Genomic DNA, 25,926 nt, shown 5'->3' on the forward strand with positions numbered 1-25,926 from the left:
GCGACCGGCCGCGCCGATGTGACCGACCACACCCGGCAGCCACGCCGGACAGCACCCGGCAGGCACGACGGACGGCATGCGGCAGGCACGAAGAACTGCGCGTGACAGGCACGAAGAGAACTGCGCGCAGGCGGCGCGGCGACGCCACGCACAGGCGGCGCGGCATCGCCACGCGGTGGGCGGCAGCAGCCAGCGCGGATGCTCGGCCGCCGCCGCGTTGAGCCGGGCCGCCAGCTCCAACGCGGTGGGGGACGCTACGCCGCCAGCGGGAGGCGCTTGGCGAAGCAGACGCTGTACGGGTTGTCGACGTACTCCCCGTAGACCGGGATCGGGGCGTACCCGCAGGAGGTGTACAGCCCGATCGCGGCCGGCAGGTAGGTGCCGGTCTCCAGGCACACCGTGTGGTGGCCGAGTTGGAAGGCCAGCTCCTCCAGGGCGGCCAGCAGGTCCCGGGCGATGCCCCGCCCCCGGTACGCCGGGCGGACGTACATCCGCTTGATCTCCCCGGTGTCCCGGTCCAGCGACTGCACGCCGCCGCAGGCCACCGCCCGGCCGTCGAGGACCACCGCGAGGTACCGGATGTCGTGCCGGGTCTCGGTGGCCTGGCCGTCCAGTCCCCCGTCGGCCTCCCGCAGCTCCCGCTGCTGCGCGGTGACCAGCGCGGCGATCTCGGGATCAGTGGCGGGACGGGTCTCGATCAGCATGACGTCACGCTAGGACCGGCAGATTTCCCGCAGGTTTCCAGCGGTGGGACCGGTCACGGAGCGCAGTCAGCTATTCGGCGTCGCCGCCCCCGACGGCTGTTCGGCGTCGTCGGCGGCGTACGCGGGGTCGTCGGCTGCCGCGTCGGTGTCTGCGGGGTCGTCGGCCGGGCCGGCCACCGCCCCGGCCACGGCGGCCCCGGCCACCCCGTCGACCTCGATCTCGTCCGCCGGACGCTGGCGGCGGGCCTTACGCGCGGCCAGCCGCTCGGCCGCCGAGGCCCGGTTCGACTTGTCCTCCAGCCGCACGTCGGTGCCCCGGTTGCCAGGGACGAAGTCGACGCCCGCGTACAGGGTGGGCTGCCAGTCGAACTCCCGGTCGCCGATCCGGACCAGGTCGCCCGCCTCCGCGCCGGCCTTGGCGAGTTTCTCCTCCACCCCGAGCCGGGCCAGCCGGTCGGCGAGATACCCGACCGCCTCGTCGTTGTCGAAGTTCGTCTGCTTGACCCAGCGCTCCGGGCGGGTGCCCCGGACCAGGTACGAGCCGTCGTCCTGCGGCTCGATGGTGAAGCCGGCGTCGTCGACCGCGGTGGGCCGGATCACGATCCGGGTCGGTTCGGTCGGCGGGGCCGCCCGCCGGGCCTGCTCGACCCGCTCCGCCATGGCGAAGATCAGCTCGCGCAGCCCCTCCCGGGTGGCCGCCGAGACCTCGAAGATCGGCCAGCCGCGCTCCTCCAGGTCCGGCCGGACGATCTCGGCGAGGTCCCGCCCGTCCGGCACGTCGACCTTGTTCAACGCCACCAACCGGGGCCGGTCGGCCAGGCCGCCGTACTCGGCCAGCTCCGCCTCGATGGTGTCGATGTCGGCGACCGGGTCGCGGCCCGGCTCCAGGGTGGCGGTGTCGACCACGTGCACCAGTACGGCGCAGCGCTCGACGTGCCGGAGGAACTCCAGCCCCAACCCCTTGCCGGTGGCCGCGCCGGGGATCAGCCCCGGCACGTCGGCCACGGTGAAGGTGTGCTCGCCGGCCTGGACCACGCCCAGGTTCGGCACCAGCGTGGTGAACGGGTAGTCGGCGATCTTCGGCTTGGCGGCGGAGATCACCGAGATCAGCGACGACTTGCCGGCCGACGGGAAGCCGACCAGGCCGACGTCGGCGACGCTCTTCAGCTCCAGTACCACGTCGAGCTGGTCGCCGGGCTCGCCCAGCTCGGCGAAGCCGGGGGCCTTGCGGCGGGCGTTGGCCAGCGAGGCGTTGCCCCGACCGCCGCGACCGCCCCGGGCCACCTCGAAGGTGGTGCCGGCACCGACCATGTCGGCCAGCACGGTGCCGTCGAGGGTCTGCACCACGGTGCCGTTGGGCACCTTGAGCACCAGGTCACGGCCGTTCGCGCCGTCCCGGTTGGAGCCCGCGCCGCCCTTGCCGTTGTCGGCCTTGACGTGCGGACGGAAGTGGAAGTCGAGCAGCGTGTGCACCTGCGGGTCGACGACCAGCGACACGCTGCCGCCGTGCCCGCCGTTGCCGCCGTCCGGGCCGCCGAAGGGCTTGAACTTCTCCCGGTGGATCGAGACACAGCCGTGCCCGCCGTCGCCGGCCTGCAAGTGCAGAACGACCCGGTCAACGAACGTCGTCACGCCGCCAATTCCTCTCCGCGGGAGCCCCGCGACCACCTGTCGAAACCACGAAAAAGGCGAAGCGGGCCGGGACACCAGGTCCGCGGCCCGCTTCGCCGGAAGACTACTGCCCCGCCGGTACGATGCTGACGGTCTTGCGACCGCGCTTGGTACCGAACTGGACCGAGCCGGCGGCCAGCGCGAAGAGCGTGTCGTCTCCGCCGCGGCCGACCAGGTCACCGGGGTGGAACTTGGTGCCCCGCTGCCGGACGATGATCTCGCCCGCGCTGACCACCTGACCACCGAAGCGCTTCACGCCGAGTCGCTGGGCCGCGGAGTCACGACCGTTACGCGAGCTGGACGCACCCTTTTTGTGAGCCATTGGAGGACGACCTACTTCCCGCTGGAGATGCCGGTCACCTTGACCTGGGTCAGCGGCTGGCGGTGACCCTGGCGCTTGTGGTAGCCGGTCTTGTTCTTGAACTTGTGGATCCGGATCTTCGGGCCCTTGGTGTGTGCGGCGATCTCGCCGGACACCGCGACCTTGGCGAGCTTCGCCGCGTCGGTCACCAGGTCGTCACCGTCGACGAGGAGCACCGCGGTGAGCTGCACCGCGTCGCCGGGGGCACCGACGAGCTTCTCGACCTCGATCACGTCGCCCTCGGCGACCTTGTACTGCTTGCCGCCGGTCTTGACGATCGCGTACATCGGAGGCGCACTCCCTGTCGTTGAGGCTGCTAGCGTCGTTTCCCGCCGTCACCGGCAGGTCGTTCCCGCGGCGGCTCACCGGGCGACTGCGGCGCGGCGGCTCGGGCAGCGAGAACTCGGCGCACCAAAGTACGCCGCAGGCTAGCGTACGCCATGCCCGGTCGGAGCCCCAAACCGGGGCCGGCCAGGTACGACACCGGGCCCCGACCACGATGACGTGTGGTCGGGGCCCGGTGGCCGTCGGTGACTCCTCAGCGCCGCCTCACGGCCGGGTACGCCGCCGCGCGCCGCCGCGACGGGACCGGCGACGACCGCCACCCGCCTCGGCCAGCTCGTCGTCGGTCTCCCCGTCGACCAGCGCGTCCGGGTCGTCGGCGGCGGCGAGCCGGGCCGACTCGCCGCGCTGGGCGTCGGCCACCGCCGGGGCCGCCGCCGTGTCCGTCTCGTACCGGGACAGGTCGTAGCCCATGGTGTCGTGGTACTCGGTTTCGGTCGGCGTCTCGGCGACCTCGACCTCGACGGTGCTCCGTTCCGGCGCGGCGGACCGGCGCGCCCGCCGCCGCGAGGAGGTGCCGTTCTGCTCGGTCGGGGCCGGCGGAGCAGGGGCGGCCGCCGCGGCCACCACCTTGGTCTTCTCGCCCGCGCCACCGCGTGGCTTCTCCGGCACCGGCTCGGTGTGGATGATCAGGCCCCGGCCCTTGCAGCACTCGCAGGTCTCGCTGAACGCCTCCAGCAGGCCCGCGCCGATCCGCTTCCGGGTCATCTGCACCAGCCCCAGCGAGGTGATCTCGGTGACCTGGTGCTTGGTGCGGTCCCGGCCGAGGCACTCGGTCAGCCGGCGCAGCACCAGCTCCCGGTTCGACTCCAACACCATGTCGATGAAGTCGATCACCACGATGCCGCCGATGTCCCGCAGCCGGAGCTGCCGGACGATCTCCTCGGCCGCCTCGAGGTTGTTCCGGGTGACGGTCTCCTCCAGGTTGCCGCCGGCCCCGGTGTACTTGCCGGTGTTGACGTCGACCACGGTCATCGCCTCGGTGCGGTCGATGACCAGGTGCCCGCCGGAGGGCAGGAAGACCTTCCGGTCCAGCCCCTTGAGGATCTGCTCGTCGATCCGGTACTCGGCGAACACGTCCGAGGTGCCGACGTGCCGGCGCAGCCGCTCGACCAGGTCCGGCGAGACGTGCGACAGGTACGACTCGACCAGCCCGTACGCGCCCTCGCCCTCGATCACCAGCTCGCGGAAGTCCTCGTTGAACAGGTCCCGCACCACTCGGATGACCAGGTCCGGCTCCTCGTAGAGCAGCACCGGCGCGCCGCCCTCGGTGGCCTTGGCCTGGATGTCCTCCCACTGCGCCTGGAGCCGCTTGACGTCGCGGGCCAGCTCGTCCTCGCTGGCCCCCTCGGCGGCGGTCCGGACGATCACGCCCGCGCCGTCCGGGACCAGCTTCTTCAGCACGTCCCGCAGCCGCTTGCGCTCGGTGTCCGGCAGCTTCCGGCTGATCCCGGAGGCGTTGCCGTTGGGCACGTAGACCAGGTGCCGCCCGGAGAGCGCGATGTGACTGGTCAGCCGGGCGCCCTTGTGCCCGATCGGGTCCTTGGTGACCTGCACCAGCACCGAGTCGCCGGACTTGAGCGCCTGCTCGATCGAGCGGGCCCGCCCCTCCAGGCCGGTGGTGTCCCAGTTCACCTCGCCCGCGTACAGCACGGCGTTGCGCCCGCGCCCCACGTCGACGAAGGCCGCCTCCATGCTGGGCAGGACGTTCTGCACCTTGCCCAGGTAGACGTTGCCGGCCATGGTGCCGGCGGAGTTGCGGGTGACGTAGTGCTCCACCAGCACACCGTCCTCGAGGACGCCGATCTGGGTCCGGTCACCGCGCTGGCGGACCACCATCACCCGGTCGACCGCCTCCCGGCGGGCCAGGAACTCCGACTCGCTGAGGATCGGCGGGCGGGTCCGGCGCTGCTCCCGGCCGTCCCGGCGGCGCTGCCGCTTGGCCTCCAGCCGGGTCGAGCCGGAGACGCCCTGCACCTCGTCGACGGTCTTGCGCGGCTCACGGATCTTGACCACGGTCGGTACGCCGTCGTCGGTGGTGGCCTCGACGTCACCCGAGCCCCGGCGGCGGCGACGACGGCGACGGCGGGTCAGCCCGTCGCCACCCTCGTCCTCCTCCTCGTCGGCCTCGGCTTCGGGCTCCTCCTCGGCCTGGGCCGTCTCCTCGGACTCCTCGTCGTCGGCCTCGTCGGCCCCGCCCTTGCCCCGGCCCCGGCCCCGGCGGCCACGGCGACGCCGCCGACGACCGGCGGCGGTGTCGTCGTCCTCGTCCTCGTGTTCGGCGGCCTCGTCCTCGGCCTCGGCTTCGGGCTCCTCCTCGGGCTCGGTCTCGACCTCGACCGGCTCCGGCTCGCGCCGGGCGCGCCGCCGACGCCGGGTGGTCTCGGCCGGCTCCTCGACGACGGGGGGCTCCTCGACGGCGGCCGGCTCCTCGGCCGGCGGGGTCACCCGGGCCGGCGGCAGCGCCTCCGGCACCGGGGCCATGAACAGCACGGTCGGCGCGGTCAGCGCGGCCCGACGGCGGCGGCTGGCCGGCTTCTCCTCGGCCGGCGCGGCCACGTCCGCCTCGGCGGCCGGCGCGGCGGCCTGGTCGGTCGGGCCGGGTACGGCGACGCCCGGCGGGACCTCACCGGAGCGGTTCTCGGCCCCGCTCGCCGCCGGGGTCTGCCGTCGGGTCCGCCCGCGCGTCGCCCGTACCGGCGCGGCCTCGGCGGCCGGTCCGGCCGCCACCTGCGCTGATTCGCCGGCCGGCGCGGACTCCGCCGGCGGGGTCGGTCCGGCCGCGGTCGGGGTCGGCTGGTCCACCGGGACGGTCTCCTCGACCGCCACCACCTCGCCGGCACCCGGCGGGGTGACCTCCACGGTGGTGGTCTCGGTGGTCTCGATCACCGGCGGGACGGGTTCGGCGGCCGGGGCGGTCGCCTCCGGAGCCGGCTCGGCGGCCGGGGCGGCGGCCTTCTTCCGGCGGGTCCGGGTCACCTTGACCGGCGGTACGACCTCGTCGGTGGTCGGTACCACCTCGGCCGCGACGACCGGTTCCTCGGTCGCCTTCGGGGCGGTCGCCTTGCGCCGGCGGCGGGTGGTCTTCGGGGCGGCCTCCAGGTCACCGGCTACCGGGGCGAGCACCTCCCCCTGGAGGGGCTCCGCGCTGGCTGACGCGGTGCCGACCGACGCGTCCACGGGCGCCTCGGTCTGTTCCGGTTGGTTGAGCGGCGCGGCCTTGCGCCGGGTGGTCCGCCGACGCGTCGGCGCGGCCACCGGGGTGTCAGTGGTCTCGGCGGTCTCACCGGCCGGCTGTGTGCCGGTCCGTTCGCCGCCCTCGGGCTCGTTCTCGAGCATGGACGTTCTCCAGTTCTGGCTGCCCCGGGCGCGGGTGAGCGCTGCCACGCAGGGTTGCCGCAAAGTTTTTCCGCCGGCGCACGAGGTGCACGCCCGCCGAAGTCTGCCTGCCTGAGCACCGACCGGATGTCCGGTCAGCGCTCACCGATGATTACCCCGTCGCGGTCCGCATCCAACGGATCCGCGATCGCGCCCTGCGCGGTCAGCGTGCCCTGTGCCAGCCGGGTCGTTCTCGGCGAGACCGGCGGCTCCAGGTCGGCCACCACGCGGAGGCCGGAAAGGACGTCATCGGGTCGAACGGACGGGGTGACCTGCCGGACGACCAGTTCGAGTATCGCACACGGTACGGCGGTGACCTCGGAAGGCGTCTCCGCCGGCTCCCGGACCTCGATCCGGGCCACCGCCGCACGGGCGTCGAAGGTCCGTCGCCCCTGCTTGGTCATCCGCTCGACCAGCACCTCGTCGGCGGCGGTGAAGGCGGCCACCGCCTGCCGCAGCGTCACCGGTTCGACACCGGGCAGCTCGATCCACCAGTGCGACGCCTGGATCCGCTCGGCCAGGCTGCCGCCGTCGGCGACCACGGCGTCGAGCACGTCGAGGCCGGGCGAGAGCGCGGCGTCCAGCGCGGTGCGCAGCTCGTCCGGGTCGACCGGGGCGCGCAGGCCGATCTCGAGGTACTCCGCCTCGCTGGCCACCCCGGTCGGCGCGGCGCTGGCGTAGGAGATCTTGGGGTGTGGGGTGAAGCCCTGGGAGAAGGCGATCGGTACGCCGGCCCGCCGCAGCGCCCGTTCGAACGCCCGGGCGAAGTCCCGGTGCGAGGTGAACCGCAGGGGCCCCCGCTTGGCGTACCGGATCCGGACGCGCTGGACGACCGGCGCCTGCCCACCCTCCGGCTGTGGTTTCTTGTTGATCGTCGTGCTCCTCGGAAGTCAGGTTCGATTGATCATGGGTTCATTGTCCGTGACACATCGTGTCGAGGACAACACATCCATGATCAATCAAGACCGGCCGCGCCGCGCGTCGGGCGCGACGGGTCACTGCGGGGCGGCCGGGGAGGGGACCTTCAGGCCGGCACCGCCCACCGGGGTCAACGGCAGCAGTTTCTTCCCGGTCGGGCCGATCTGGATCTCGGTGTCCATGGACGGACAGACGCCGCAGTCGAAGCAGGGCGTCCACCGGCAGTCGTCCTGCTCGTACTCGGAAAGCGAGTCCTGCCAGTCCTGCCAGAGCCAGTCCTTGTCCAGCCCGGAGTCGAGATGGTCCCAGGGCAGGACCTCCAGCTCGTCCCGCTGGCGGGTGGTGTACCAGTCCAGGTCCACGCCGAACGTCGGCAGCACCTCGGCGGCGGCGTCCACCCAGCGCTGGTAGGAGAAGTGCTCGCTCCAGCCGTCGAACCGGCCGCCGCTCTCCCAGACCTTCCGGATCACCGCGCCGACCCGCCGGTCACCCCGGCTGAGCAGGCCCTCGATCAGCGACGGCTCGCCGTCGTGGTAGCGGAAGCCGATCGCCCGGCCCAGCGAACGGTCCGCGTTGATCGCCTGCTTGAGCAGCTTGAGCCGGCCGTCGATGACCTCCGGCCGCTCCATCGCCGCCCACTGGAACGGGGTGTGCGGCTTCGGCACGAACCCGCCGATCGACACCGTGCAGCGGATGTCCTTGGAACCGGTCGCCGCCCGCCCGGCCCGGATCACCTCGTGCGCCATGTCCGCGATCTCCAGGACGTCGGCGTCGGTCTCGGTGGGCAGGCCGCACATGAAGTACAGCTTCACCTGCCGCCAGCCGTTGGAGTACGCGGTGACCACGGTCCGGATCAGGTCGTCCTTGGAGACCATCTTGTTGATCACCCGACGGATCCGTTCCGACCCGCCCTCCGGGGCGAAGGTCAGGCCGGTCCGCCGACCGTTGCGGGACAGCTCCTGGGCCAGGTCGATGTTGAACGCGTCCACCCGGGTCGACGGCAGCGACAGCGACACGTTCGTGCCGGCGTACTGCTCGGCCAGGCCGGAGCACATGTCGCCGATCTCCGAGTGGTCGGCCGAGGAGAGCGACAGCAGCCCGACCTCGTGGAAGCCGGAGAACTCCAGCCCCTCCTTCACCATCTGCCCGACGGTGGTGATCGACCGCTCCCGCACCGGACGGGTGATCATGCCGGCCTGGCAGAACCGGCAGCCCCGGGTGCAGCCCCGGAAGATCTCCACCGCGTACCGCTCGTGCACCGTCTCGGCCAGCGGGACCAGCGGCTTCTTCGGGTACGGCCAGGCGTCCAGGTCCATCGTGGTGCGCTTGTGTACCCGGAACGGCACGTCCGCCCGGTTCGGCACCACCCGCTGGATCCGGCCGTCCGGCAGGTAGTCCACGTCGTAGAAGCGCGGCACGTAGACGCTCTCCGTACGGGCCAGCCGCAGCAGCAGCTCGTCCCGGCCGCCCGGCGAGCCCTCGGCCTTCCACTCCCGGACGATCGCGGTGATCTCCAGCACCGCCTCCTCGCCGTCACCGAGCACGGCGGCGTCGACGAAGTCGGCGATCGGCTCCGGGTTGAACGCGGCGTGCCCACCGGCCACGATCACCGGATCGGCGTCGGTGCGGTCGGCGGCCAGCAGCGGAATGCCGGCCAGGTCGATCGCGGTGAGCAGGTTGGTGTAGCCCAGCTCGGTGGAGAACGAGACCCCGAACACGTCGAAGTCCCGCACCGAACGGTGCGCGTCGACGGTGAACTGCGGCACGCCGTGCGCGCGCATCAGCTTCTCCAGGTCCGGCCAGACCGCGTAGGTCCGCTCGGCCAGGGTGTCCGGCAGCTCGTTGAGCACCTCGTACAAGATCTGCACGCCCTGGTTGGGCAGCCCCACCTCGTACGCGTCGGGGTACATCAGCGCCCACCGGACGGTCGCCGCGTCCCAGTCCTTGACCACCGCGCCCAACTCGCCACCGACGTACTGGATGGGCTTGGTGACCTGGGGCAGCAACGGCTCCAGCCGGGGCCAGACGGAGTTCGCCGCAGCAGGACGCGACGTGGTCGACGGGACGCTCATGACGCCCAAGGGTACGCGCCCACCCGACCGCGTCCGCCGGTCCGGGTGCGCCGAGCCGAACGGACGAGGCGGGACCGGCCGACCACCGGAACAATCCCCCGGTGATCACCAGCGTATCCCGTCGCCGGCTCGCCGCCGTCCTGCTCCCGTTCGCCGTGGCGCTGCCCGGGTCCGCCCTGACCGGCTGCGCCGGACCCGGCACCGACGACGGCGCACCCCGGCCCGTCGACACCGGGACGCACCGGGTCGACGCCGACCTGTGCGAGGGGATCGAGTACACCCTGGCCGCACCGGTCTTCGGGAAGCCGGTGGTGACTCCGAAAGCCGCGGACGCGCTCAGCCCGCGCGTCAACCTCGACAAGCCGAACCATCTCCGCTGCGGCCAGCTCTTCCACGGTCGCCCCGCCGGGCCGGGCGGGTACGCCTCGGTCGACGTGCACACCTTCGCCGACGAGCGCTTCGCCCGGGACGAGCACGCCAAACCGAAGGTGGACTACCGCCGGGCGGCCGGCTCGTCGCCCCCGGCCGACACCTTCCCGCCCGGCCTCGCCGGGCCCGCCGACGGGGTCACGCTGCGCCAGTCGGAGGACGGCATGGTCGTCGAGATCCTGTACGGCAACCTCCTCGTCGTGGTCACGCTGGCGGTGATCGGCGGCGCCATCGCCCCGGACGAGTCCGCCATCGCGCTCGTACCCGCCACCGCACTCGCCGCCACCACCGTCACCTTCGCCGAGCAGGCGTTCACTGCGGTACGGGCGGCAGCGACGCAGCGGTAGCCGGCGGATCCCCGCGAACCCGACGACCCGTGGGCGACGGGACGTTCGGGGGGCGCGAATGGCCGGGACTGGCGTACCGGTACTAACCTCGCAACGGCGCGAGAGGAGATTGCCGCGATGCCGGAACCGCAGCCGGGAGCAGAACGACCGGCCGCCGGGAACACGCCGGCTCCACCACCGTCGGCGACGGAGGACCGGGAGCAGACGGTGCCCGGCCAGCCGGGTCCCCCGGTCGTACCCGCCGACGGGCCGACCGGCGGCACCGCCGACTCCCCCACCGAGCGCAACCCGACCGGCGCGACCGGAGACGGCCCGCCGGCCGCTAGAGCTGCCGGAGCCGCCGGAGCCGCCCCGACCGAGCCGGTCGCCGCGCCGCGTACCGCGCCGGATCCCACCCGCGTGGACCGGCCCGGCCCCGACCCGACCCGGATCGACCACTCCGGGTCGGCCCCGGTGCGGGCCGCCGCCCCGGTCGGGCCCGCTGCGGCGGCCGCCGCCCCCACCGGCCCGCAGGTCCACCCGGCCCGCACCGGCCCCGATCCGACGAAACTGGACCGGCCCGGCCCGGACGTCCACCGGGCGTCCGCCGGCCCGGACCCGACGAGGCTCGACCGGCCCGGCCCGGACGCCCACCGGGCGTCCACCCCACCGGATGCCGGACCGGGTGCCGGACCGGACGCCGCCGGACCGGACGGCACGAGGATCGACCGGAGCACCGGTCCGGCGGACGAGCCGGAACCGCCGGCACCCCGGTGGAGCGGTTCGGCCGCCGTGCCGCCGCCCAAGCCGAAGAAGCGCGGCTGGGCCCAGTGGGGGCAGTCGACCGAGCCGACCCCACCGCCCCCGGTCCCGGCTCCCCCGTCCGGCCCGCCGGAGAGCCAGACGCCGGTCGACCCGTGGGCCGGCGCCGACACCGGTAGCTGGGACCTGAACGCCGGCTACGAGCCGCTGCCGCCCACCCGGACCTACCCGGCGACGCCGGAGCCACCGGCCTGGTCGACGCCGCCCCCACCGACCCCGTCCTGGTCGCCGCCGCCGGTCACCCCGCAGCCGCCACCCGCCGCACCGGTCTCCGGCCACCCGGCACCCCCACCGGTCGCCCGGCCGGTCTCCCCACCGTCGTACCCGCCGCCGACCCCGACGTCGGCACCACCGTCGTTCCCGCCGCCGTCGACACCGGTCTCGACGCCACCGTCGTTCCCGCCGCCGCAGGCCCGGCCGGTCTCCGCGCCGTCGTACCCGCCGCCGGCACCCACGTCGACGCCACCGTTCCCGCCGCCGTCGGCCCGCCCGACGTCCGGGCCCTCCTACCCGCCCCCGGTTACTCCGCCGGCCCGGCCGGTCTCACCGCCGCCCGCCCACCCGGTCTCCCCGCCGGTGCAGCGCCGGCCCGCCCCGCCGCCGCACCGGCCGGCACCACCACCCCAGGGGTACGCCCCGCCCCCACCCCGGAAGAAGCGGCGCTGGCCGTCCCGGATGCTGATGGCGACCCTGCTCTCCATCGCCTGCTGCTGCGGCTGCCCGGCGTACTTCGGCAAGCCGATGTGGGAGCAGTACCCGGCCGCCGCGAGCCTGCCGCCGCAGATCGCCGACCTGCAACTGCGTACCGACGCGCGCAGCGAGAACACCTCCCGGGAACTGCGCGGCGACGTGGAGGGCGCGCACGCGCTCGCCGAGGACGCCTTCGCCGGGGTGTACGCCAGTCCGCAGGGCAAGACGGCCACCGTCTTCGGCACCACCGGCTTCCACCTCACTCCGGAGTCCGACGCCGAGGACGAGCTGACCCGGCTGACGCCCACGTACAAGCTGGGCGACCAGCAGGTGGTGGAGACCGACGTACGCGGTGAGCACCAGCGCTGCGCGATCGGCAGCTCGGACGGGGTGGACGTGGTGGTCTGCACCTGGGCCGACCACGGCAGCCTGGCCAGCGGGATCTTCACCCGGCTCTCGCTGGAGGACAGCGCCGCCCTGCTGGGCACCCTGCGGGAGCGGATCGTCACCCGGGAGTGACGACCCGGGACCCACGGGTTCCGCCCATCACGCCCCCGGACGACCCTCCCGACCCGCACAATCAGGACATGTCACGGCGGTGGCTCTTCGCCGACCAGCTCGGACCGCACTTCCTCGACGACCGGCGTCAGCCGGTGCTGCTGGTCGAGTCCAAGGCGGTCTTCCGGCGGCGTGTCTTCCACCGGCAGAAGGCGCACCTGGTCCTGTCCGCGCTGCGGCACCGGGCCGCCGAACTCGGTGACCAGGCCCGCTACCTGCGCACCGAGACGTACGCCGAGGCGCTGCGCACGGTCCGCGAGCCGGTGGAGGTGCACCACCCCACCTCCCGGGCGGCGCTGGCCCTGGTCCGCCGGCTCGACGGGGTGACCGTGCTGCCGGCGAAGGGCTTCGTCACCAGCCTGGCCGACTTCGCCGACTGGGCCGGCGCGCGGCGGGGCGCGCTGCGGATGGAGGCGTTCTACCGGTTCGCCCGGCAGCGGCACGGGGTGCTCGTCGAGGGCGACGAACCGGTCGGCGGCCGGTGGAGCCTGGACACCGACAACCGGCAGCCGCCGCCGAAGGACGCCACCCGGCTGGACGTCCCGCCGCCGCCGACCCCGGCCGAAGACGACATCGACGCCGAGGTCCGGGCCGACCTGGACCGCTGGGAGCGGGAGGGCATCCGGTTCGTCGGCCGGGACGGCCCGCGTCGCTTCCCGGCCACCGGGAAGGAGGCCAAGGCCCGGCTACGGCACTTCCTGAAGCACCGGCTACCGACGTTCGGCCCGTACGAGGACGCGATGCTCGCCGACGATCCGTGGATGGCGCACAGCATGCTGTCGTCCTCGTTCAACCTGGGGCTGCTCGACCCGCTGGAGGCGGTACGCGGCGCGGAGCAGGCGTACCGGAAGGGGCAGGCCCCACTGCCCAGCGCGGAGGGCTTCATCCGGCAGGTGCTCGGCTGGCGGGACTTCGTCTGGCACCTGTACTGGTACTTCGAGCCGGCCTGGCGGTCCAGTAACGCGCTGGCCGCCCGACGGCGGGTGCCCGCCTGGTTCCGGGAGCTGGACGCGGACGCGGTGACCGCGCGCTGCCTGGCCGACGTGCTGGCCGGCGTCCGCGACCACGGCTGGGTGCACCACATCCCCCGGCTGATGGTGCTCGGCAACTACGCCCTGCAACGGGGTTGGCGGCCCGGCGAGCTGGTCGACTGGTTCCACCACAGCTTCGTGGACGGCTACGACTGGGTGATGACGGCCAACGTGATCGGCATGAGCCAGTACGCCGACCTGGGCCGGATGACCACCAAGCCGTACGTGTCCGGCGGGGCGTACGTCAACCGGATGAGCGACTACTGCGGCGGCTGCCGGTACGACCCGAAGCAGCGCCTCGGCGACGACGCCTGCCCGTTCACCGCCGGCTACTGGGCGTTCCTGTCCCGCAACCGGGAGCGGATCCCCGGCAACGCCCGGATGGCCCGGACGATGGCCCAGCTCGGCCGGCTGTCCGACGTGGACGCCGTCGTCGACCAGGAGCGCCGTCGCGGCGACCGGGCCCCCTGACCGGCCCTCCGGCCTCCCGGTCAGCCGGCTTCCCGCCCTCGGCCCCCCGGCCCCTCGGTCAGCCGATGGGCTGGTCGCGCGGCGGGGCGTACCGGGGGACGTACTCCTGGCCGGTGAGCTTCTGGATCTCGGTCATCAGCTCGTCGGTCATCGCCCGCAGCGAGGTGCGGTCGTCGGGGCGGCCGGTGAAGTCGAGCGGCTTGCCGAACCGTACGGTGATCTTCCCCGCACCGAGTCTGGGCATCCGGGCCCCGATCGGTTGCACCTTCTCGGTGCCGATCATGCCGACCGGGACGATCGGCACCCCGGCCGAGACCGCGAGCCGGGCCGCGCCGGTGCGGCCCCGGTACAGCCGGCCGTCCGGGGAGCGGGTCCCCTCGGGGTAGACGACCACCACGTCACCGCTCTTCAGGGCGGGGATCGCCGCGTCGAACGCGGACAGGGCGGCCCGGCCGCCGGCCCGCTCCACCGGGATCGCGCCCAGCCCGGTGAGCACCGACTTGGTCAGCCGACCCCGGAAACCGGTGCCCTTGAAGTAGTCCGACTTGGCCCAGAAGGCGAGGTGCCGGGGCACGGTAGCGCCCAGGAACAGCTCGTCGGCGACGGAGAGGTGGTTGCCGGCGAGGATCACCCCACCCTGCTCCGGTACGTGCTCCAGCCCTTCCACGGTCGGGCGCCACCCCCACCGCAGCAGGTTGCCCACGGTGTACTGGCCGATGGTGTAGAGCAGGGGCACTGGTCCTCCGGCGGTCGTACGGTTCGCCGGCGGTGTCGAGCCGGCGGTGTCACGTTAGCCGACGCCCCACCCTGATCCGGCGGCCCCCGGCGGGTCGTCCGACCGGCGGACACGCCTCGACGGGGAGGGCCGTCACCTGCGGAGACGACCCTCCCTTGTTACCCAACGACCGCCGCCGGCAACCCGCCGTCACCGGTCAGGCCCGGTAGCGGCCCACCGACCGGTCAGGCGCGGCGGACCGCCACCGACACCGGCTCGCCCTCGCCGGCCTCACCGGTGAAGCCGTCGACCCGGTCGGCGAAGTCCACCACGTCCGCCAGCACCTCGCGGGCGACGAAGTCGCGGTACGCCGACACCGCCGACCGGACCTCCGGCGAGGCGGCCAGGACCAGCGTGATCCGGTCCGAGACGTCCAGGTCGGCGTCCCGGCGGGCCTGCTGCACCACCCGGACCACGTCCCGGGCCAGCCCCTCGGCGGCCAGTTCCGGGGTGACCGTGGTGTCCAGCACCACCACCCCCTCACCACCGGGCAGTGGCGCGGAGTGCTCCGCGTCGGCGGCGACCAGCCGCAGCTCGTACTCGCCCTCGGCGAGGGTGACCCCGGCCGCGACCGGAGCGCCCTCGACCAGCTCCCACTCCCCGGCCTTGACCGCCCTGATGACCTGCTGCACCTGCTTGCCGACCCGGGGGCCGAGCGCCCGGGGCACCACGGTCAGCACCTGCTGGCAGTACGTGGCCACCTCGCCGGTGAACTCCACCGCCTTCACGTTGACCTCGTCGGCGACCAGGTCACCGAAGGGCCGCAGCGCGTCGGCGGCCGGCGAGGCCACGGTGAGCTTCGCCAGCGGCAGCCGGACCCGCAGCCCCTTGGCCTTGCGCAGCGACAGCGCCGCCGAGCAGACGTCCCGGGTGGCGTCCATCGCCGCGACGAGGTCGTGGTCGGCCGGGAACTCGTCGGCCGACGGCCAGTCGGTCAGGTGCACCGACCGTTCACCGGTCAACCCGCGCCAGATCTCCTCCGCGGTCAGCGGCGCCAACGGTGCCACCACCCGGCACAGCGTCTCCAGCACCGTCCAGAGCGTGTCGAACGCGTCCGCGTCCCCGGACCAGAACCGGTCCCGGGACCGCCGGACGTACCAGTTGGTCAGCGCGTCCAGGTACGACCGCACGGTGGCGCAGGCCCCCGAGATGTCGTACGCGTCCATCTGTGCCCCGACCGTGGCGACCAGCTCGTTGGTCTTCGCCAGCACGTACCGGTCGAGCAGGTTGCCGGCGGCCTCGCCGCCACCGGCCGGCGCGGCGTCCGTCTTCCGCTTCGCCCGGTACCCGTCGGCGTTGGCGTAGAGCGAGAAGAAGTACCAGACGTTCCACAGCGGCAGCAGCACCTGCCGGACGGCGTCCCGGATGCCCGCCTCGGTGACCGCCATGTCCCCGCCGCGCAGCACCGGCGACGACATCAGCATCCAGCGCATCGCGTCCGACCCGTACGAGTCGAAGACGTGGTACACGTCCGGGTAGTTGCGCAGGCTCTTGGACATCTTCCGGCCGTCCGAGCCGAGCAGGATGCCGTGGCTGAGGCAGTTCCGGAACGCCGGCCGGTCGAACAGCGCGGTGGCCAGCACGTGCATGGTGTAGAACCAGCCCCGGGTCTGCCCGATGTACTCGACGATGAAGTCGCCCGGGTAGTGGCTCTCGAACCAGTCGGCGTTCTCGAACGGGTAGTGCACCTGGGCGAACGGCATCGACCCGGACTCGAACCAGCAGTCCAGCACCTCCGGCACCCGACGCATGGTCGAACGCCCGGTCGGGTCGTCCGGGTTGGGCCGGGTCAGCTCGTCCACCGCCGGCCGGTGCAGGTCGGTCAGGCGGACCCCGAAGTCCCGCTCGATGTCGGCCAGCGAGCCGTACACGTCGACGCGCGGGTAGTTCGGGTCGTCGGACTTCCACACCGGGATCGGCGAGCCCCAGAACCGGTTCCGGCTGATCGACCAGTCCCGGGCGTTGGCCAGCCACTTGCCGAACGAGCCGTCCTTGATGTGCCCCGGCGTCCAGTTGATCTGCTGGTTCAGCTCGACCATCCGGTCCTTGAACTGCGTCACCGCGACGAACCACGACGACACCGCCTTGTAGACCAGCGGGGTGTCGCAGCGCCAGCAGTGCGGGTACGAGTGGGTGTAGGTGTCCTGCTTCAACACCACCCCCCGCTCCTTCAGCTCCCGGATCACCGGCTTGTTGACGTCGAAGACCTGCTCGCCCTGGTACGGCGGGACCAGCGCGGTGAACCGGGTGTGGTCGTCGACCGTCACCACGGTCGGGATGCCGGCCGCGTTGCAGGTGTTCTGGTCGTCCTCACCGAACGCCGGGGCCAGGTGCACGATCCCGGTGCCGTCCTCGGTGGTGACGAACTCCGCGCCGAGCACCTGGTACGCGTGCGGGCCGGCCTGCTCGACCAGGAAGTCGTACAGCGGGGTGTACCGCCGGCCGACCAGGTCCGCGCCCCGGACCGTGCCGACCTGCTGGTACCCCTCCAGTTCCTTCGCGTACGCGGCCAGCCGCGCCGCCCCCACCACGAACCGTTCCCCGTCGCGTTCCAGCACCGCGTACTCGATGTCCGGGCCGACGGCCAGCGCCAGGTTCGACGGCAGCGTCCACGGCGTGGTGGTCCACACGCCGAGCCGCACCGGCCCGCGCACCAGCTCCGGGGCGGTCTCGTCGGGGGTCAACGCGAACCACACCGACAGGGTCGGGTCGTGCCGGTCCCGGTAGACGTCGTCCATCCGGGTCTCGGTGTTCGACAGCGGCGTCTCGCACCGCCAGCAGTACGCCAGCACCCGGAAGCCCTCGTAGACCAGCCCCTTGTCGTGCAGGGTCTTGAAGGCCCACATGACGCTTTCCATGTAGTCCAGGTCGAGGGTCTTGTAGTCGTTGGCGAAGTCCACCCAGCGGGCCTGCCGGGTGACGTACCGCTCCCAGTCGTGGGTGAACTCCAGCACCGACGCCCGGCACGCCTCGTTGAACCGGGCCACGCCGAGGTCGAGGATCTCCGCCTTGCTGGTGATGCCGAGCTGCTTCTCGGCGACCACCTCGGCGGGCAGGCCGTGACAGTCCCAGCCGAAGCGCCGCTCCACCCGCCGGCCGCGCATGGTCTGGTAGCGCGGCACCACGTCCTTGACGTAGCCGGTGAACAGGTGACCGTAGTGCGGCAGGCCGTTGGCGAACGGCGGGCCGTCGTAGAAGACGTACTCGTTGTCGGCGTCACCACCGGCGGCCGGGCCGGTGCCGTCCGGTTGCCGGCTGGAGGCCGGTCGGGCCTCCACGGACGCCTCGAAGGTCTTGTCGGCCGTCCAGTGTTCCAGGACCCGGCGCTCGACCGCGGGCAGGTCCGGGCTCGCCGGGACACCGGCGGCGGTCGGGTCGTGCAACGGATAGCCCATCGGGGGTCGCTCTCCTCAGGCAGCTCACTGTCGTGGGTCTGCGAGGACGAGCCTCCGGGGTACGCCGGTACCGGCGTCGCCCGAGCGGCCCGCGGTACCACCCCGCTTGACGGTCAGGTGCGACCGCCCGCTCATTGGCCGGCTGTGACGGGCCGGACCCGTCCGGTTCTACTCGGGCCGGGGCCCTTTCTTCCGGAGGCTCACCGGTGATGGCCGGGTCGTCGCCTGTGCCGACAAGCGTACTCGACCCGGCCACCGCCGCGCCGCCGAGTAATCCCGCCCGCGTACCGGCCCCTGCGCCCGCCCGTCGGCATGACCGTCGTCACACCCCGTCACATCCGCGTCCCGCCGTCCCGTCCCCCGGACGAACCCACGGCAACGGGAGGACACCATGAGCCGGATCGACCTGACGACGGCGGCACCGGAGGCGTACCGGACCGCGCTCGGCCTGGAGACGTACGTGCGGGCCAACGTCGACCACCGGGTGCTGGAGCTGATCAAGCTCCGCGCCTCCATGCTCAACGGCTGCGCGTTCTGCGTCGACATGCACAGCCGCGACGCGCTCGAGGCGGGCGAGTCGACGCGTCGGCTCTTCGCGGTCTCGGCCTGGCGCGAGGCCCCCTTCTTCGACGAACGGGAACGCGCCGCGCTCGCCCTCACCGACGCGGTCACCCGGCTCGGCGACGAGGGGGTACCGGACGACGTCTGGGACGAGGCGGCGCGGTTCTGGTCGGACAAGGAGCTGGTCGACCTGCTGATGGCGATCTCCGCGATCAACATGTGGAACCGGCTGGGCGTCGCCACCCGCACCAGGCCACCCGCCTCCTGATTCGCAGACCGTCAGGAGGCGGGGCACGGTCGGAGGCGGGGCAGGGCCCGGCGGCGGCCGGGTCGGCGGGGCGGGCGGGCGCGTCGGGTCAGCTGACGGCGCGTCAGGCCAGCTCGGGGAACCAGAGGCTGATCTCCCGCTTGGCGCTGTCCACCGAGTCGGAGGCGTGCACCAGGTTCTCCCGGTTCGACAGCGAGAGGTCGCCCCGGATCGTGCCGGCGGCGGCCTTTCGCCCGTCGGTCGCGCCGATCAGCCCGCGTACCACGTCGATCACCTGGTCACCGGAGAGCACCAGCGCGACCAGCGGACCGCCGGTCATGAAGTCCCGCAGCGGCGGGTAGAACGCCTTGTCCACGTGCTCGGCGTAGTGCTCGTCGGCGAGCGTCACGTCCATCGTCCGGGAGACCATCGCGTCGATCCGCAGGCCCTTGCGCTCGAAGCGGGCGAGGATCTCGCCGACCAGGCCACGCCGGACCGCGTCTGGCTTGATCAGTACGAGCGTGCGCTCGTCCGGGCTGCTGCTGGACACGCTGGTTTCCTCCTGTGCGCGGAATGCGGGACGGCTCGGTACGGTCAGCGTAGCGACCCGGCCCCGGCCCCGGCGCGGCGGATGGACCTTCCGTCCACCGCGGATCCGGCCTAGCCTGGCCCTTGACCCCTGGGAGGTCCACAGTGGCGAATGGCGGGAACCGCACGATCGCGCCGGCCCGGAAGCTGATCGCGGCGGTGCTGGGCACCGTGGCGGCCTTCGTGGTGCTGTTCGGGCTCGGCATGACGAGCTGGTCGATCGTCGCGCTCGGGGTGGCGCTGGTGGCGCTGGCGATCGCCCTGGCGACCTTCAAGACCGGCGGCCGGGCCTGGGTGGTCGGTGTCGGTCACGTGCACAGCGCCTCCGAGCCGCCCACCGCGTACTCGTTCGGCCGCTGCGAGTTGCAGTTGCTGATCGACGCGCCGGGGCTGCCACCCCGGTCCAAGAAGATCATCGAGCCGCGGGTGCCGATCGCCAAGTGGCCCGCCATCGGGCAGACGCTGCCCATCCGGGTGGCCCTGGACGACCAACGGCGGATCCGGGTGCTCTGGGACGAGGTGCCCACCCACAGCGAGACGGCCGCCGCGCTGGCCGACGACCTCCCACCCGAGTACGCCGGTCCCGACCCGCTCGACGAGATGCTGATCCAGCAGGACGCGCCGCCGTGGGCCGAGCGCGGCCCGGACGACGAGTACCGGGACGCCCCCGAGGCCGACCCGCTCCTCGACGACCTCGGCGGGCGACCGGAGGACCGGGAGCCCCTGGTGGTCCACCAGCGGCCGGGCCGCCCGGTGGTGCTGGAGGGCACGCTGGTCGAGCCGGCCGCCCCCGCGCTGCCCCGGCGGGCCACCCCGACCCCGCGCACCCCCGCCGAGGAGCACTTCGACGCGCCACCGCCCGCCACCGGCCGCAACGACCCGTACGCCACCGACTACACCGCGCCGCCCGCCACCGGCTACCGCGACCCGTACGCCACCGACTACACCGCGCCGCCCGCCACCGGCTACCGCGACCCGTACGCCACCGACTACACCGCGCCGCCCGCCACCGGCTACCGCGACCCGTACGCCACCGACTACACCCCGGCCGCGACCGCCTACGGCGACCCGTACGCCGATCCGCCCGGTGACCCGTACCCGGCCCGCCCCGGCGGCGCGTACCGGGACCCGTACGACGAACCACCGGGTGACCCGGACGGCGCGACCTACGCCAGCACGTACGGCGACCCGTACGCCGACCCGCCCACCAGCACCGACCCGACCGGCACCGACCCGACCACCGTCGACCCGGCCGACAGCCACCCGGCCGGCGGTGTCCCGACCGGCGGTGATCAGGCCCGCAGCCACCCGGCCGCCGGCGAGCACGACAGCGCCGACCCGACCGGCGGGCAGGACGGCTCCGGTCCGACCGGCAGCGGGGCCGACGCCACCGGCCGGACCGGCCCCGGTCCCGCCCGGCAGCCCGCCGGCGAACCGATCGTCGACCCGGTCGACATCCCGCTGGACCCGCCGGACCCGGACCGTGCCCCGGCCCCCGACGAGTTGGACCAGGCGATCTTCGGGGACGGCACCGCCGCCGACGCCGCCACCCCGATCAGCGGTGTCGGAATCACCGTGCTGGTCACCGACCTGGACCGGTCCCTCGACTTCTACCAGGACATGCTCGGCTTCACGGAGGTCGACCGGGGCTCGGGCAACGCCGTCCTCGCCTCCGGCAGCACCCGACTGGTGCTGCGCGAGGTCAGCGAGGCCGCCCCGATCAGCCGGCGGCTGGTGCACGTCAACCTCGAGGTCGACGACATCCAGGCGGCGTACGCCCGGCTCCGCGACTCGGGGGTCCGCTTCACGTACGCGCCCCGGGTCGTCAACCGGGGCGCGAAGCTGGACGTGTGGGCCGCCGCCTTCCGCGATCCGGACGGCCACGGCATCGCGCTGACCCAGTGGCGTACCCGCGCCGACGCCTGAACCACCCCGGCCCGGAAGGTGACCTGCCGGCCCGTCGAGGCACGCCCGCCCCACCGGCCGGCGTACAAGGTCCGACGTGACCTGCCGGACGGCATGAAGGGCCCGACGTGACCTGCCGGACGGTGTGACGGGCCCGACGTGACCTGCCGGTCGGCCGGCGTCAGCCCAGGATCACCCGGCGCACGTGCAGCGCGTACGCCCACACCAGTCCGAAGATGATGCCGAGCACCGTCAGCGACAGGTGCAGGAAGCCGCCCGCCAGGAGCACCACCTGGAGGCCGGTGCCCAGGTGCCAGGCCCACCGGCGCCCCATCGTCCCGGCCAGCAGTACCGCCAGCACGGCCAGGCCGACGATCAGGCCGATCGCGGCACCGCTCAACTCCCCCCCGAGCACCCGGATCGGCTGGATCGCCAACAGCAGCACCACCGCCTCCAGGATGAGCACGCCGGAGCCGAGGCCCCGGACCGCGCGTTCCGGGTTGCGCAGCCCGGACCGCCGGGCCGGCTGCTCTCCCGGACCGGTACCCCCGCCGGCATCAGCGGGACCGGAGCCCTCGACCGGGCCCCCGGGACCGACACCTCCGCCGGGGCCGGCGGAGGCGGAGCCGCCGGGAGCGGGCGGCGGGGCACCGGAGCCGTCGCCGGTCCCCGCCTCCCGGCTCACCGCTTCAGCAGCCGACGCGCGTCGGCCACCGTCACCACCGATCCCGTGATCAGCACACCCACCCCGGCCAGTTCCCCCGGTACGTCCGATTCGGCCAGCGTGACCCCGGCCTCGATCGCGTCCGGCATGTCCTCGGCGCTCTCCACCCGGTCCGGGCCGAACACCTCGGCGGCCAGTGCGGCGAGTTCCGCCACCGGCATCGCCCGGGGCGAGCTGTTCCGGGTCACCACCACCTGGTCGACCACCGGTTCGAGCAGTTCCAGCAGGCTGGCCGCGTCCTTGTCGGCGAGCACCGCGACCACGGCGACCAGCTTGCTGAACGCGAACTCCTCCTGCAACGCGGTGACCGTCGCCGCCATGCCGTGCGGGTTGTGCGCGCCGTCGAGCAGCACCGTCGGGGCCGTCCGGACCCGCTCCAGCCGCCCGGGTGAGGTGGCGGTGGCAAAGCCCTCCCGGACGGTCTCCACGTCGAGCTGACGCTTGGCGCCGGCCCCGAGGAACGCCTCCACGGCCGCGAGCGCCACCGCGGCGTTCTGCGCCTGGTGCGCCCCGTGCAACGGTACGAACACCTCGTCGTAGACGCCACCGAGGCCCTGCAACGTCAGCACCTGCCCACCGACGGCCACCGACCGGCGGAGCACCCCGAACTCTGCGCCCTCCCGGGCGACGGTCGCCCCGACCTCGGCGCAGCGTTCCAGGATCGGCCGGGCCGCCTCCTCCTCCTGCGCGGCGGAGATCACCGTGGCGCCCTTGTGGATGATGCCCGCCTTGGCCAGGGCGATGTCCTGGAGCGTGTCACCGAGCCATTCGGTGTGGTCCAGTCCGATCGGGGTCAGCACGCACACCCCGGCCTGGATGACGTTGGTGGCGTCCTCGGCCCCACCGAGCCCGACCTCCACCACCGCGACGTCGACCGGCGCGTCGGCGAACGTGGCGAACGCCAGCGCGGTGGTCAGGTCGAAGTACGTCAGCGGCTCGGCGGACCGCTGGTCGACCAGCCCGGCCAGCGGGGCGACCTCCCGGTACGTGGCGACGAAGCGCTCCTCGCTCACCGGCTCGCCGTCCAGGCTGATCCGCTCCCGGACGGTCTCCAGGTGCGGGCTGGTGTACCGCCCGGTGTGCAGCCCGAACGCCCGCAGCAGCGAGTCGATCATCCGGGCCGTCGAGGTCTTGCCGTTGGTGCCGGTCAGGTGGATCGACGGGTACGCCCGCTGCGGGCTGCCCAGCAGGTCCAGCAGGGTCTCGATCCGGTCGAGTTCGAAGACCATGCGGGTGAACCCGCGCCCGGCCAGCTCGGCCTCGACGGCGGCGAACCCGGACCGGTCCGGGTGCTCGGTACGGTCGGTCACGACGGCAGCGCCTCCAGAGCGGCGTCGATCCGGACCAGGTCGGCCTCGGCCACCGCGAGCCGGTCCCGGATCTTGTTGACCACCGGCTCGGGGGCCTTGCCGACGAAGGCCGGGTTGTCGAGCTTCGCCCGTGCCTGGCTGACCTCCTTCTCGGCGGCCGCCCGGTCCTTGGTCAGCCGGGCCCGCTCGGCGGCCACGTCGATCGACCCCCGGGTGTCCAGGGCCACCTTCACCTCGCCCGGCATGGTCAGCGTGGCGCTGGCCTGGAAGTCGTCCCCGGCCGCGTCCAACCGGACCAGCGAACGGATCAGCCGCTCGTGCGCGGCGATACCCGCCCCGGCCAGCCCGTCGAGCCGGGCGGCGACCCGCTGGGTCGGCCGCAGGCCCTGGTCCGAGCGGAACCGGCGGATCTCGGTCACCACCCGCTGCACGGTGCCGACCTCGCCCTCCGCGGCGTCGTCGACCAGCGTACGGTCGGCGACCGGCCAGGCCGCCGTCATGACCGTCGTACCGCCGGTGAGCGCGATCCACAGCTCCTCGGTGACGAACGGGATGACCGGGTGCAGCAGCCGCAGCAGCTGGTCGAGCACGTGCCCCAGCACCCGGCGGGTCACCTCGGCCGCCGGGCCGCCCTCGGCGAGCACCGGCTTGCCCAGCTCCACGTACCAGTCGCAGACGTCGTCCCAGGCGAAGTGGTACAGCAGGTCGCAGACCTTGGCGAACTCGTACGCCTCGAACTGCGCGTCCACCTCCGCGGTGACGTGCGCCAGCCGGGACAGGATCCACCGGTCGACGGTGGACAGCTCGCCGGCGGCCGGCAGCGGCCCGCTGGTGTGCGCGCCGTTGAGCAGCGCGAACCGGGTGGCGTTCCACAGCTTGTTGCAGAAGTTCCGGGAGCCCTGGCACCAGTCCTCGCTGACCGGCACGTCCCCGCCCGGGTTGGCGCCCCGGGCCAGGGTGAACCGGGTCGCGTCGGCACCGTACCGGTCGATCCAGTCCAGCGGGTCGACCACGTTCCCGAACGACTTGGACATCTTCTTGCCGTGCTGGTCACGGACCATGCCGTGCAGGGCCACCACGTCGAACGGGGGCCGGCCGTCCATCGCGTACAGGCCGAACATCATCATCCGGGCGACCCAGAAGAAGAGGATGTCGTACCCGGTGACCAGCACGCTGGTCGGGTAGAACTTCGCCAGGTCCGGGGTCTGTTCCGGCCAGCCCAGCGTGGAGAACGGCCACAGCCCGCTGGAGAACCAGGTGTCCAGCACGTCCTCGTCCTGGTGCCAGCCCTGACCGTCACCGGAGCTGCTCGGCGGTTCTTCGTCAGGTCCGACGCAGACCACCTCGCCGTCCGGGCCGTACCAGACCGGGATGCGGTGCCCCCACCAGAGCTGCCGGGAGATGCACCAGTCGTGCATGTTGTCGACCCAGGCGAAGTACCGCTTCGACAGCTCGGCCGGCTCGATCCGCACCCGCCCGTCGCGCACCGCGTCGCCGGCCGCCTGGGCCAGCGGGGTGGTGTTGACGAACCACTGCAACGACAGTCGGGGCTCCACCGTCGTCCGGCAGCGCGAGCAGTGCCCGACCGCGTGCACGTACGGCCGCTTCTCCGCCACGATCAGGCCCTGCTCGCGCAGCGCGGCGACGATCGCGGGCCGGGCCTCGAACCGGTCCAGGCCCTGGAACGGGCCGTGCGCGGTGATCACCCCGCGCTCGTCCATGATCGTCAGGGACGGTAGGCCGTGCCGCTGGCCGATCTCGAAGTCGTTCGGGTCGTGCGCCGGGGTCACCTTGACCATGCCGGTACCGAAGGACGGGTCGACGTGCTCGTCCCCGACGATCGGGATGCGCCGGCCGGTCAGCGGCAGCTCCACCTCAGTGCCGATCAGGTGCTTGTACCGCTCGTCGTCCGGGTGCACCGCCACCGCGGTGTCGCCGAGCATCGTCTCGGCCCGGGTGGTGGCGACCACCACGTCGTCGCTGTACCGGATGGAGACCAGCTCGCCGTCGTCGTCGGTGTGTTCCACCTCGATGTCGGAGAGGGCGGTCAGGCAGCGGGGACACCAGTTGATGATCCGGTTGGCCCGGTAGATCAGGCCGTCGTCGTACAGCTTCTTGAAGATCGTCTGGACGGCGCGGGAGAGGCCCTCGTCCATGGTGAAGCGCTCGCGGTCCCAGTCGACCGAGTCGCCGAGCCGGCGCATCTGGCCGAGGATCGCCCCGCCCGACTCCGCCTTCCACTGCCAGACCCGCTCGACGAACTTCTCCCGCCCGAGGTCGTGCCGGGACAGCCCCTGGCCGGCGAGCTGCCGCTCCACCACGTTCTGGGTGGCGATGCCGGCGTGGTCCATGCCGGGCAGCCAGAGCGCCTCGAAGCCCTGCATCCGCTTGCGCCGCACCAGCGCGTCCTGGACGGTGTGGTCGAGCGCGTGCCCCATGTGCAGCGAACCGGTGACGTTCGGCGGCGGGATCACGATCGTGAACGGGGGCTTGTCACTCTCGGCCGACGCCCGGAAGTGGCCGCCGGCTACCCACTGCTCGTACCGTCGCTGCTCTACCTCACCCGGTTGGTACTGGGCGGGCAGTTCGGGTGCGTCGGGGCGTCGGGCATCCAGTCTCTCGGTCACCCGTGAAAGTCTACGGAGCGC

Annotated in this window: 18 protein-coding genes and 1 pseudogene; 6 read left to right on the forward strand and 13 right to left on the reverse strand. The window is 73.2% G+C overall.

Translation table 11 applies throughout. The features are described 5' to 3' along the window. Positions 1-254: 254 nt before the first annotated feature. From PVK37_RS31175 to PVK37_RS31205, 7 genes are all read right to left on the reverse strand, one after another. Complete coding sequence (locus tag PVK37_RS31175; protein ID WP_275031450.1) at positions 255-704, reverse strand: GNAT family N-acetyltransferase; 450 nt, start codon at positions 702-704, stop codon at positions 255-257. A gap of 66 nt (positions 705-770) precedes the next feature. Continuing rightward, positions 771-2,336 carry a GTPase ObgE gene (gene obgE / locus PVK37_RS31180; protein WP_275031451.1) on the reverse strand — a complete coding sequence of 522 codons (1,566 nt, stop codon included), beginning with the start codon at positions 2,334-2,336 and terminating at the stop codon, positions 771-773. 103 nt (positions 2,337-2,439) lie between these two features. Then, positions 2,440-2,697: a 50S ribosomal protein L27 gene (rpmA, locus tag PVK37_RS31185; protein ID WP_088982530.1), complete on the reverse strand. Its 258-nt coding sequence runs from the start codon at positions 2,695-2,697 to the stop codon at positions 2,440-2,442. 11 nt (positions 2,698-2,708) lie between these two features. Beyond that, on the reverse strand, positions 2,709-3,023 hold the full coding sequence (rplU, locus tag PVK37_RS31190) for a 50S ribosomal protein L21 (protein WP_275031453.1): 315 nt from the start codon (positions 3,021-3,023) through the stop codon (positions 2,709-2,711). Positions 3,024-3,285: 262 nt separating this feature from the next. Continuing rightward, positions 3,286-6,417 (reverse strand): Rne/Rng family ribonuclease, encoded by a 3,132-nt coding sequence (locus PVK37_RS31195; RefSeq protein ID WP_275031454.1) that lies wholly within the window; start codon positions 6,415-6,417, stop codon positions 3,286-3,288. A gap of 134 nt (positions 6,418-6,551) precedes the next feature. Continuing rightward, complete coding sequence (locus tag PVK37_RS31200) at positions 6,552-7,271, reverse strand: TIGR03936 family radical SAM-associated protein (RefSeq protein ID WP_275035292.1); 720 nt, start codon at positions 7,269-7,271, stop codon at positions 6,552-6,554. 180 nt (positions 7,272-7,451) lie between these two features. Beyond that, positions 7,452-9,446, reverse strand: a complete 1,995-nt coding sequence (locus PVK37_RS31205) for a TIGR03960 family B12-binding radical SAM protein (protein WP_275031456.1) — start codon at positions 9,444-9,446, stop codon at positions 7,452-7,454. Positions 9,447-9,547: 101 nt separating this feature from the next. On the opposite strand from PVK37_RS31205, the gene PVK37_RS31210 reads away from it, so the two are divergent. The 3 genes from PVK37_RS31210 to PVK37_RS31220 all read left to right on the forward strand — a co-directional run bounded on the left by PVK37_RS31210 (position 9,548) and on the right by PVK37_RS31220 (position 13,773). Further along, positions 9,548-10,222, forward strand: coding sequence for a hypothetical protein (locus tag PVK37_RS31210; RefSeq protein ID WP_275031457.1), 675 nt, complete (start codon positions 9,548-9,550; stop codon positions 10,220-10,222). 117 nt (positions 10,223-10,339) lie between these two features. Next, entirely contained in the window at positions 10,340-12,232 is a 1,893-nt protein-coding gene (locus PVK37_RS31215; RefSeq protein ID WP_275031458.1) for a hypothetical protein, read from the forward strand. Between the two features lie 68 nt (positions 12,233-12,300). Continuing rightward, complete coding sequence (locus PVK37_RS31220; RefSeq protein ID WP_275031460.1) at positions 12,301-13,773, forward strand: cryptochrome/photolyase family protein; 1,473 nt, start codon at positions 12,301-12,303, stop codon at positions 13,771-13,773. 58 nt (positions 13,774-13,831) lie between these two features. Here PVK37_RS31220 and PVK37_RS31225 read toward each other — a convergent pair whose 3' ends face one another. Beyond that, a complete protein-coding gene (locus PVK37_RS31225; RefSeq protein ID WP_275031462.1) occupies positions 13,832-14,509 on the reverse strand; it encodes a lysophospholipid acyltransferase family protein in 678 nt (225 codons plus the stop codon). A gap of 224 nt (positions 14,510-14,733) precedes the next feature. Continuing rightward, the gene (ileS, locus tag PVK37_RS31230; RefSeq protein ID WP_275031464.1) at positions 14,734-17,943 is read right to left on the reverse strand and encodes an isoleucine--tRNA ligase; all 3,210 of its coding nucleotides are present in this window, start codon (positions 17,941-17,943) and stop codon (positions 14,734-14,736) included. 391 nt (positions 17,944-18,334) lie between these two features. On the opposite strand from ileS, the gene PVK37_RS31235 reads away from it, so the two are divergent. Next, positions 18,335-18,772, forward strand: coding sequence for a carboxymuconolactone decarboxylase family protein (locus PVK37_RS31235; protein ID WP_275031466.1), 438 nt, complete (start codon positions 18,335-18,337; stop codon positions 18,770-18,772). Positions 18,773-18,875: 103 nt separating this feature from the next. Here PVK37_RS31235 and ndk read toward each other — a convergent pair whose 3' ends face one another. Continuing rightward, entirely contained in the window at positions 18,876-19,301 is a 426-nt protein-coding gene (ndk, locus tag PVK37_RS31240; RefSeq protein WP_275031469.1) for a nucleoside-diphosphate kinase, read from the reverse strand. A 143-nt stretch (positions 19,302-19,444) separates the two neighbouring features. Between ndk and PVK37_RS31245 the strand changes: the two are divergent. Both PVK37_RS31245 and PVK37_RS31960 read left to right on the forward strand, forming a co-directional pair. Further along, a pseudogene (locus PVK37_RS31245) lies at positions 19,445-20,425 on the forward strand (glyoxalase/bleomycin resistance/dioxygenase family protein); the annotation flags it as partial. A 534-nt stretch (positions 20,426-20,959) separates the two neighbouring features. Continuing rightward, complete coding sequence (locus tag PVK37_RS31960; RefSeq protein ID WP_423791126.1) at positions 20,960-21,265, forward strand: VOC family protein; 306 nt, start codon at positions 20,960-20,962, stop codon at positions 21,263-21,265. A gap of 160 nt (positions 21,266-21,425) precedes the next feature. On the opposite strand, the gene PVK37_RS31255 is transcribed toward PVK37_RS31960, so the two are convergent. From PVK37_RS31255 to PVK37_RS31265, 3 genes are all read right to left on the reverse strand, one after another. Further along, positions 21,426-21,929, reverse strand: coding sequence for a DUF4233 domain-containing protein (locus tag PVK37_RS31255; RefSeq protein ID WP_275031470.1), 504 nt, complete (start codon positions 21,927-21,929; stop codon positions 21,426-21,428). Further along, positions 21,926-23,197, reverse strand: a complete 1,272-nt coding sequence (locus tag PVK37_RS31260) for a bifunctional folylpolyglutamate synthase/dihydrofolate synthase (RefSeq protein WP_275035293.1) — start codon at positions 23,195-23,197, stop codon at positions 21,926-21,928. Before PVK37_RS31260 ends, PVK37_RS31255 begins: the two co-directional genes overlap by 4 nt. Before the next feature lie 77 nt (positions 23,198-23,274). Then, entirely contained in the window at positions 23,275-25,905 is a 2,631-nt protein-coding gene (locus PVK37_RS31265) for a valine--tRNA ligase (RefSeq protein ID WP_275031472.1), read from the reverse strand. Positions 25,906-25,926 lie beyond the last annotated feature (21 nt).

The organism is Micromonospora cathayae (assembly GCF_028993575.1).
GTDB lineage: Bacteria > Actinomycetota > Actinomycetes > Mycobacteriales > Micromonosporaceae > Micromonospora > Micromonospora cathayae.